The sequence below is a fragment of the Lentzea aerocolonigenes genome (assembly GCF_000974445.1).
GTDB classification, from domain to species: Bacteria; Actinomycetota; Actinomycetes; order Mycobacteriales; family Pseudonocardiaceae; genus Lentzea; species Lentzea aerocolonigenes.
Window position 1 is genome coordinate 332,179 of record NZ_BBOJ01000002.1, and the last position, 7,888, is coordinate 340,066.

At 72.1% G+C, this 7,888-nt stretch carries 1 protein-coding gene; it reads right to left on the reverse strand.

What is annotated here, in order from left to right; all coding sequences use genetic code 11:
* Positions 1 to 4: 4 nt before the first annotated feature.
* Positions 5 to 7,882: a type I polyketide synthase gene (locus AOM45_RS05380; protein ID WP_059362225.1), complete on the reverse strand. Its 7,878-nt coding sequence runs from the start codon at positions 7,880 to 7,882 to the stop codon at positions 5 to 7.
* Between the last annotated feature and the right edge of the window lie 6 nt (positions 7,883 to 7,888).

Consider the following 7,888-nt stretch of genomic DNA (forward strand, 5'->3'; position numbering starts at 1 on the left):
CCCATCAGTGGCCCACTGCCAGGCGCAGCAGGCTTTCCGCGTCCATGTCGTCGATCGAGACCGTCTCGGCGGGCGCCACGGCCGCGGTCTCCGGTTCGGCGAGCTTCAGCACCAGGTCGAGCAGACCCGCCTGGCGGAACCGGGTGATCGGAATCGTGGCCAGCACCCGGCGCAGCTCGGTCTCGGTGTCGTCCGCCTCGCGCACGGGCGCGAGCGCGCCCAGGAGGTAGGCGGCGACCGCGGCGGGCGTCGGGTGGTCGAACACGAGCGCCGCCGGCAGCGGCAGACCGGTCAGCGCCTTCAACCGGTTGCGCAGCTCGACCGCGGTGAGCGAGTCGAAACCCAGTTCCTTGAACGCGCGTCCCGGATCGACACCGTCCACATCGGAGTGTCCGAGCACGGTGGCGACCTCGGCGCGCACCAGCTCGACGAGCTCGCGTTCGGACGAGCCGGTGAGCCGCCTTCCCGTGGACGCGGCGCGCCGCGCCGCACCGGCGAGCCCGCGCAGCAACGCGGGAACCCGGTCGGCCTGCGCTCGCAACGTCCGCACGTCGAACCCGGCGGGCACGACGACGGAACGGTCCTGCGCGAGCGCCGCGTCGAACAGCGCCATGCCCTCCGCGCCGGTGATGGCCCGGACACCCGCCCGAGCCATGCGCTTGAAGTCGGCGTCGGTCAGCGAGCCGCCCATGCCGCTCTCGGTGGCCCACAGGCCCCAGGTGAGCGACGTCGCCGGCAGGCCCAGGGTGCGGCGCGTGCGGGCGAGTGCGTCGAGGAACGCGTTGGCGGCCGCGTAGTTGCCCTGCCCAGCACCGCCGATCAGACCGGCGACCGAGGAGTACAGGACGAACGCGGTCAGGTCGCGGTCCTTGGTGAGCTCGTGCAGGTGCCACGCCGCGTCGGCCTTCGGCCGCAGCACGAAGTCCACCCGCTCGGGCGTCAGCGACTCGACGACCCCGTCGTCGAGGACACCGGCCGCGTGCACGACACCGGTCAGATCGGGCGTCGACGTCACGAGCGCGGCCAGCTGGTCGCGGTCGCCGACGTCGCACGCCTCGACGCGAACCCTGGCGCCGAGCCCGGTCAGCTCGTCGACCAGCTCGGTGACGCCTGGCGCGTCCGGTCCGCTCCTGCTCACCAGCAGCAGACCGCGCACGTCGTGCTCGGTCACCAGGTGCCGGGCGGCGAGCGCGCCGAGACCGCCGGTGCCGCCGGTGATCAGCACGGTGCCGCGCGAGCTCCACACCGACCCGTCGCCGACTACGTTCGCGGCGCGGGTGAGCCGCGGTGCGAACACCTGGCCGCGCCGGACGACGAGCTGCGACTCACCGGACGCGGCGGCGGCTGGGATCGCGAGGCGCGACCGTTCGTCGTCGTCCACGTCGACCAGCACGATCCGCCCCGGGCTTTCCGCCTGGGCGGCACGCAGCAGACCGCGGGCGGCCGCGAGCGGCAGGTCCTCGGCGCCGTCGCCCACCTCGACCGCGTTGCGGGTGACGACGACGAGCCGCGCGTCCTCGGACTGCCGTTCCCGCGCGAGGTTCAGCGCCCTGCCGGTCACCTCGCGCACGGCGGCGAGGACGTCGCCGGACGCGGTGCCCAGCTCGACGACGTCGATCGGGCCGGTGTCACCGGAGGTCGTGACCGGCACCCAGTCCAGGAGGAACAACGAGTCCTGGTGCCCGGTCACGGCACCGCGCAGCCACTCGTCGGTCACCGGCCGCAGCGTCACCGACTCCGCGACCGCGACGGGCGCGCCCGCGCCGTCCACGATCAGCAGTGACGTCGTGTCCGGCCCGGTCCGCGACAGCCGCGCGCGCACGGTCGTGGCGCCGGTGGCGAGCACGCTGACCCCGTGCCACTCGACCGCGGCCCCGTCGGCGGGTGCGAGTGCCGCGGCCAGCGTCGCCGGGTGCAGCACGAACCCCGTTCCGTCCTCTGTGGACTCGATCTCGGTGTCGGCGGTCAGATCGTCCGGCACGCCGGCGGGAAGCTCGGCCAGCACGCCAGCGGCGTTGCGGGTCCAGGGCCGTCCGTCCTGCCGCGAGTGGATCGTGATCTCGCGATCGGCGTTCACGACGACCTGCAACTCCACGGAGCCGCGCAGCAACACCGGCGCGGTGATGGTGAGCTCGTCGATCCGCGCGCAGCCGACCCGGTCGGCGGCGGTCAGCGCCAGTTCGACGAGCGCGGTCTCCGGCAGCACGTCGAGCTCGGCCAGCCACGGCTGGGTGCTCGCCGACACACGTCCGGTGAGCACCAGACCGTCGTCGCCCGCGAGCTCGACCGCGGAGCTGAGCAGCGGATGGCCGGCGTCTTGCGGGCTCGCCCCGGACGAGGCGGGCAGCCAGTAGGTCTCGCGTTGGAACGGGTAGGTGGGCAGGTCGACACCGCGCGCGCCGTCGAACAGCACCTTCCAGTCCACGTCCACACCGCGGACGAAGACCTGCGCGACCGAGGAGAGGAACTGTTCCAGGTCGCCGTTGCCGCGCTTGAGGGTGCCGACGACCACCGGATCCGTTGCGACGTCCTGCACGGACTCCTCGATGCCGAGCCCCAGCACGGGATGCGGGCTGACCTCAGCGAAGACCCGGTGCCCCTGCTCGGCCAGCGCCCGCACGGCGTCCATGAACCGCACGGGTTCGCGCATGTTGCGGTACCAGTAGTCGACGTCCAGCCCGGCGGTGTCGAGCGGTCCGCCCGCCACCGTCGAGAAGAAGGGCACGTCCGACGACTTCGGCTCGATGCCGGCGATCACCTGCAGCAGCTCGTCGCGCAACGCCTCGACCTGCGTCGAGTGACCGGCGGCGTCGACACCGGGAATCCGCTTGGCCTGCACGCCTTCCGCGGCCAGCCCCGCGAGCAGCTCGTCCACGGCCTCCGGCTCACCGGAGACGACGGTGACGCCCGGCCCGGTGATCGCGGCGACCGACATCCGGTCACCCCACGCGGCCAGTCTCGCCTCGACGTCCGCGGCGGGCAGTGGCACGGACGTCATCGCGCCCTTGCCCGACAGCCGCAGGATCAGCTTGCTGCGCAAAGCGACGATCCGCATCGCGTCGCCGAGCGTGAGCGCGCCCGCGACGTGCGCGGCGGCGATCTCGCCCTGCGAGTGCCCGACCACGGCGGCCGGCTCGACCCCCAGCGACCGCCACAGCCTGGCCAGCGAGACGTTCACCGCGAAGAGCACGGGCTGCAGCACGTCGACCCGTTCGAGCGGTGGCGTGCCGGGCTCACCGCGCAGCACCCCGAGCAACGGCCAGTCCACGAACTCTCGCAGGGCCGCCGCGCACTCGGCCATGGCTTGCGCGAAGACGGGTGAGCTGCCGAGCAGCGGCACGGCCATGCCGGCCCACTGCGAGCCCTGGCCGGGGAACACGAACACGACCCGGTCGTCCCCGGTGGACGCGGTACCCGTGACGGTCCGATCCCCGACGCGCACCGCCCGGTGCTCGAACAACGACCGCGTGGTCACGAGGGACCACGCCTGGTCCACTTCGGACAGTCCGGCCAGCCGGTCGACCTGCGCGCGCAGGGCCGCCGGGGTCCTGCCGGAGACCACCCAGGGGATCACCTCCGGGGTCACGCCTTCCGGCGCATCGCCGGGATCCGCCGGTTCCGGGGCCTGCTCGATGATGACGTGGGCGTTGGTTCCGCTGAACCCGAACGACGAGACGCCGGCGCGGCGCGGCCGTTCCGCGGGCCACTCACGCGCCTCGGTGAGCAGCTCGACCGCACCGGCCGACCAGTCCACGGCCGGGGTGGGCTCGTCCACGTGCAGCGTCCGCGGCATCTTCCCGTGCCGCATCGCCATGATCATCTTGATCACGCCCGCGACGCCGGACGCGTGCTGCGAGTGCCCGATGTTCGACTTCAGCGAGCCCAGCCACACGGGCTTCGCGCGGTCCTGTCCGTAGGTCGCGAGCAGCGCCTCTGCCTCGATCGGGTCGCCGAGTCGCGTGCCGGTGCCGTGCGCCTCCACCACGTCGACGTCCGAAGTGGACAGACCGGCGTTCGCCAGCGCCTGCCGGATGACCCGCTGCTGCGACGGTCCGTTGGGGGCGGTGAGCCCGTTGGAGGCACCGTCCTGGTTGACCGCGGTGCCGCGCACGATCGCGAGCACCCGGTGCCCGTTGCGGCGCGCGTCGGACAGCCGTTCCACGGCCAGCACGCCGACGCCCTCGGCGAAGTCGGTGCCGTCGGCCGCCGCGGCGAACGCCTTGCACCGCGCGTCCGGTGCGAGCCCGCGCTGCCGGGAGAACTCGACGAACGCCCCCGGCGTGGACATCACCGTCACACCACCGGCCAGGGCGAGCGAACACTCACCGGACCGCAGCGCCTGCGCGGCCAGGTGCAACGCGACCAGCGACGACGAGCAGGCCGTGTCGACGGTGAGCGCCGGTCCGACGAAACCGAACTGGTAGGAGACGCGCCCGGACATGATGCTCGGCGCGCCACCGGTCAGCAGCCGTCCCTCGACGACCTCCGGCGCGTCCTGCAGCTGCGGCCCGTACGCCTGCCACGACGCGCCGATGAACACGCCGGTCCGGCTGCCGCGCAGCGCGTGCGGGTCGATGCCCGCGTGTTCCAGCGTCTCCCACGACGTCTCCAGCAGCAGCCGCTGCTGGGGGTCCATGCCGAGCGCCTCACGCGGCGAGATCCCGAAGAACGCGCCGTCGAAGTCCCCGGCGTCGTGCAGGAACCCGCCTTCGCGCGTGTAGGTCTTGCCGGACGCCTCGGGGTCCGGGTCGTACAGCCCTTCGACGTCCCAGCCCCGGTTGACGGGGAACGGCGTGATCGCGTCCACGCCGTCGTCCACGAGCCGCCACAGGTCCTCCGGCGACGAGACGCCGCCGGGGTAGCGGCAGGCGATGCCGATGATCGCGATCGGGTCGTCGTCGTCGACACGGGTGGCCACGGCGTCCACCACGCGATCGCCGCTCAGCTCCGCGGTCAGGTGGTCGACGACAGCCCGCACCGTCGGCGCGTCGAACGCGAGCGCGGAGGGCAGCCGCAACCCGGTCGCGGTGCTGAGGCGGCCGCGCAGGTCGACCGCGGTGAGCGAGGTGAGTCCGAAGTCGGCGAACGCGCGCGCCGGATCGATGTCCTCCGGGTTCTCGAACCCGAGCACGGCGGCCGTCACGCCCCGGACCAGCTCGACGAGCACCCGGTCCCGATCGGCCGCGGACAGCCCTTCCAGCCGTTCGTGCAGCGGCGACTTCGGCTGCTCCGGCAGGCCGGCTCCGGGCAGCCGCGGCCGCCCGTCCCGCGCGCCTTCCGGTGCGTCCAGCCAGAACCGTTGCCGCTGGAACGCGTACGTGGGCAGATCGACCCGCCGGCCACCGGTGAGGAACGGCATCCAGTCGACTGCCACACCCCGCACGAACACACCGGCCAGCGCCGACAACACCGCCTGAGGCTCGGGCTTGTCACCGCGCAACGACGACACCGCGACCGCGTCCTCAACGCACTCAGTGATCATCGGCGTGAGCACGGCGTTCGGCCCGAGTTCCAGAAACGTCGTGACACCGTCGGCCTCGAAAGCCCTGACCGTGCCGAGGAACCGGACCGGTTCGCGCACGTGCCGGACCCAGTACTCGGGGTCGGTGACGTCGCCGTGCATGGCGATCGCCGGCTCGTGGAAAGCAAGTCCTTCCACGACTTTGCGGAACTCGTCGAGCATCGGATCCATCAACGGCGAGTGGAACGCGTGCGAGACCTTCAACCGCTTGGTCCGCTCGAACTTCGCCGCGACAGCGACGACCGCCTCCTCCTCACCGGAAATGACGACCGAACGCGGCCCGTTCACCGCCGCGATCGCCACACCTTCGGACAAGTGCGGCAGCACCTCGTCCTCGCTCGCGACCAACGACACCATCGCCCCACCACGGGGCAGTGCCTGCATCAACGACGCACGCGCCGAGACCAGGACACACGCATCCCGCAGCGACAACACCCCGGCCACATGCGCGGCCGCGATCTCACCGATCGAATGCCCACCCACGACGTCGGGCCGCACACCCCACGACTCGAACAACCGGAACAACGCCACCTCAACCGCGAAAATCGCCGGCTGAGCAAACCCGGTCTCATCCACCGCCAACTCAGGCAACGTCAGATGAGCCAGAACCTCGTCGTAGGCCTGCCGGAACACCGGGAAGGCGGCACGCAGCTCCTCCCCCATCCCCGCGCGCTGCGAACCCTGCCCGGTGAACATCACGCCGAGCCGGCCGGCAGACACCTCGCCGGTCGCGACCTCGACACCTCCGAGCAACACGGCCCGGTGCTCCAACGCCGCCCGCGTGGTCGCCAGCGAGAAACCGACATCGACCGGATCGAGCTCCGGCGACAACTCCAGGACCCGCTCGACCTGAGCGCGCAGCGCCGCTGAGGTACCCCCGGAAACCACCCAGGGGACACCCCACGGGGGGACCGAGGCCCCCACTCCAAGCGTATCGCCGAGGTCTGACAATTCCGGAGCCTGCGAATCAGTTACCTGCGAGTCCGGGACGTACTGCTCGAGGATGACGTGCGTGTTGGTGCCGCTGATCCCGAACGCCGACACGCCGGCCCGGCGCGGCCGGTCAACGGTCCACTCCCGCGCCTCGGCCAACAGCTCGACCGCGCCGAGCGACCAGTCCACGTGCGGCGAGGGCGCGTCGACGTGCAACGTGCGCGGCAACACGCCGTGCCGCATCGCCATGATCATCTTGATCACACCGGCCACACCGGCAGCGGCCTGCGCGTGCCCGATGTTCGACTTCAGCGAACCCAGCCACAGCGGCGAGGAACGGTCCTGCCCGTACGTGCGCAGAATCGCCTCTGCCTCGATGGGGTCGCCCAGCTTCGTGCCCGTGCCGTGCGCCTCGACGACGTCGACGTCCGAAGTGGACAGACCGGCGTCGGCCAGCGCGGCACGGATGACTCGCTGCTGCGACGGCCCGTTGGGCGCGGTCAGGCCGTTGGACGCACCGTCGGAGTTGACCGCCGACCCGCGTACGACGGCCAGCACCTGGTGCCCGTGGCGGACGGCGTCGGACAGCCGCTCGACGACGAGCACGCCGACGCCCTCACCCCAGCCGGTGCCGTCGGCGGACGCGGCGAACGCGCGGCACCGTGCGTCGGCGGACAGCCCGCGCTGCCGGGAGAACTCGATGAACCCGGACGGCGTCGACATCACGGCGACGCCACCCACCACGGCCATCGAGCACTCGTTGGACCGCAGTGACCGGACAGCCAGGTGCAGCGCGACGTTCGACGAGGAGCACGCCGTGTCGACGGTGAGCGCGGGCCCGACGAACCCCAGCTGGTAGGCGATCCGCCCGGACATGACGCTGAGCGTGCTGCCGGTCAGCAGCGTGCCCTCGACGATCTCCGGCGCGTCCTGCACGCGCGGCCCGTATTCCTGCGTGGTGGCGCCGATGAACACACCGGTCTGGCTGCCGTGCAACGAGGTCGGGTCGATGCCCGCACGTTCGAACGACTCCCAGGCGACCTCCAGCAGCAGCCGCTGCTGGGGGTCCATGGCGAGCGCCTCGCGCGGTGAGATCCCGAAGAACCCCGCGTCGAAGGAGGCGACGTCGGACAGGAACCCGCCCTCCCGCACGTAGCTCGTTCCGGCGACCTCGGGATCCGGGTCGTACAGCGCCTCGAGATCCCAGCCGCGGTCGTCGGGGAACGGTCCGATCGCGTCCACCTCGCCGGCGACCAGACGCCACAGGTCCTCCGGCGACCGGACGCCACCGGGGAACCGGCAGGCCATGCCGACGATCGCGATGGGCTCGGTGCTCGCGGACTCGACGTCCTGCAGCCGTTTGCGCGTCTTGCGGAGGTCGGCGGTGACGCGTTTCAGGTAGTCGACGACCTTGTCCTGCTGCTCCATGCTTCA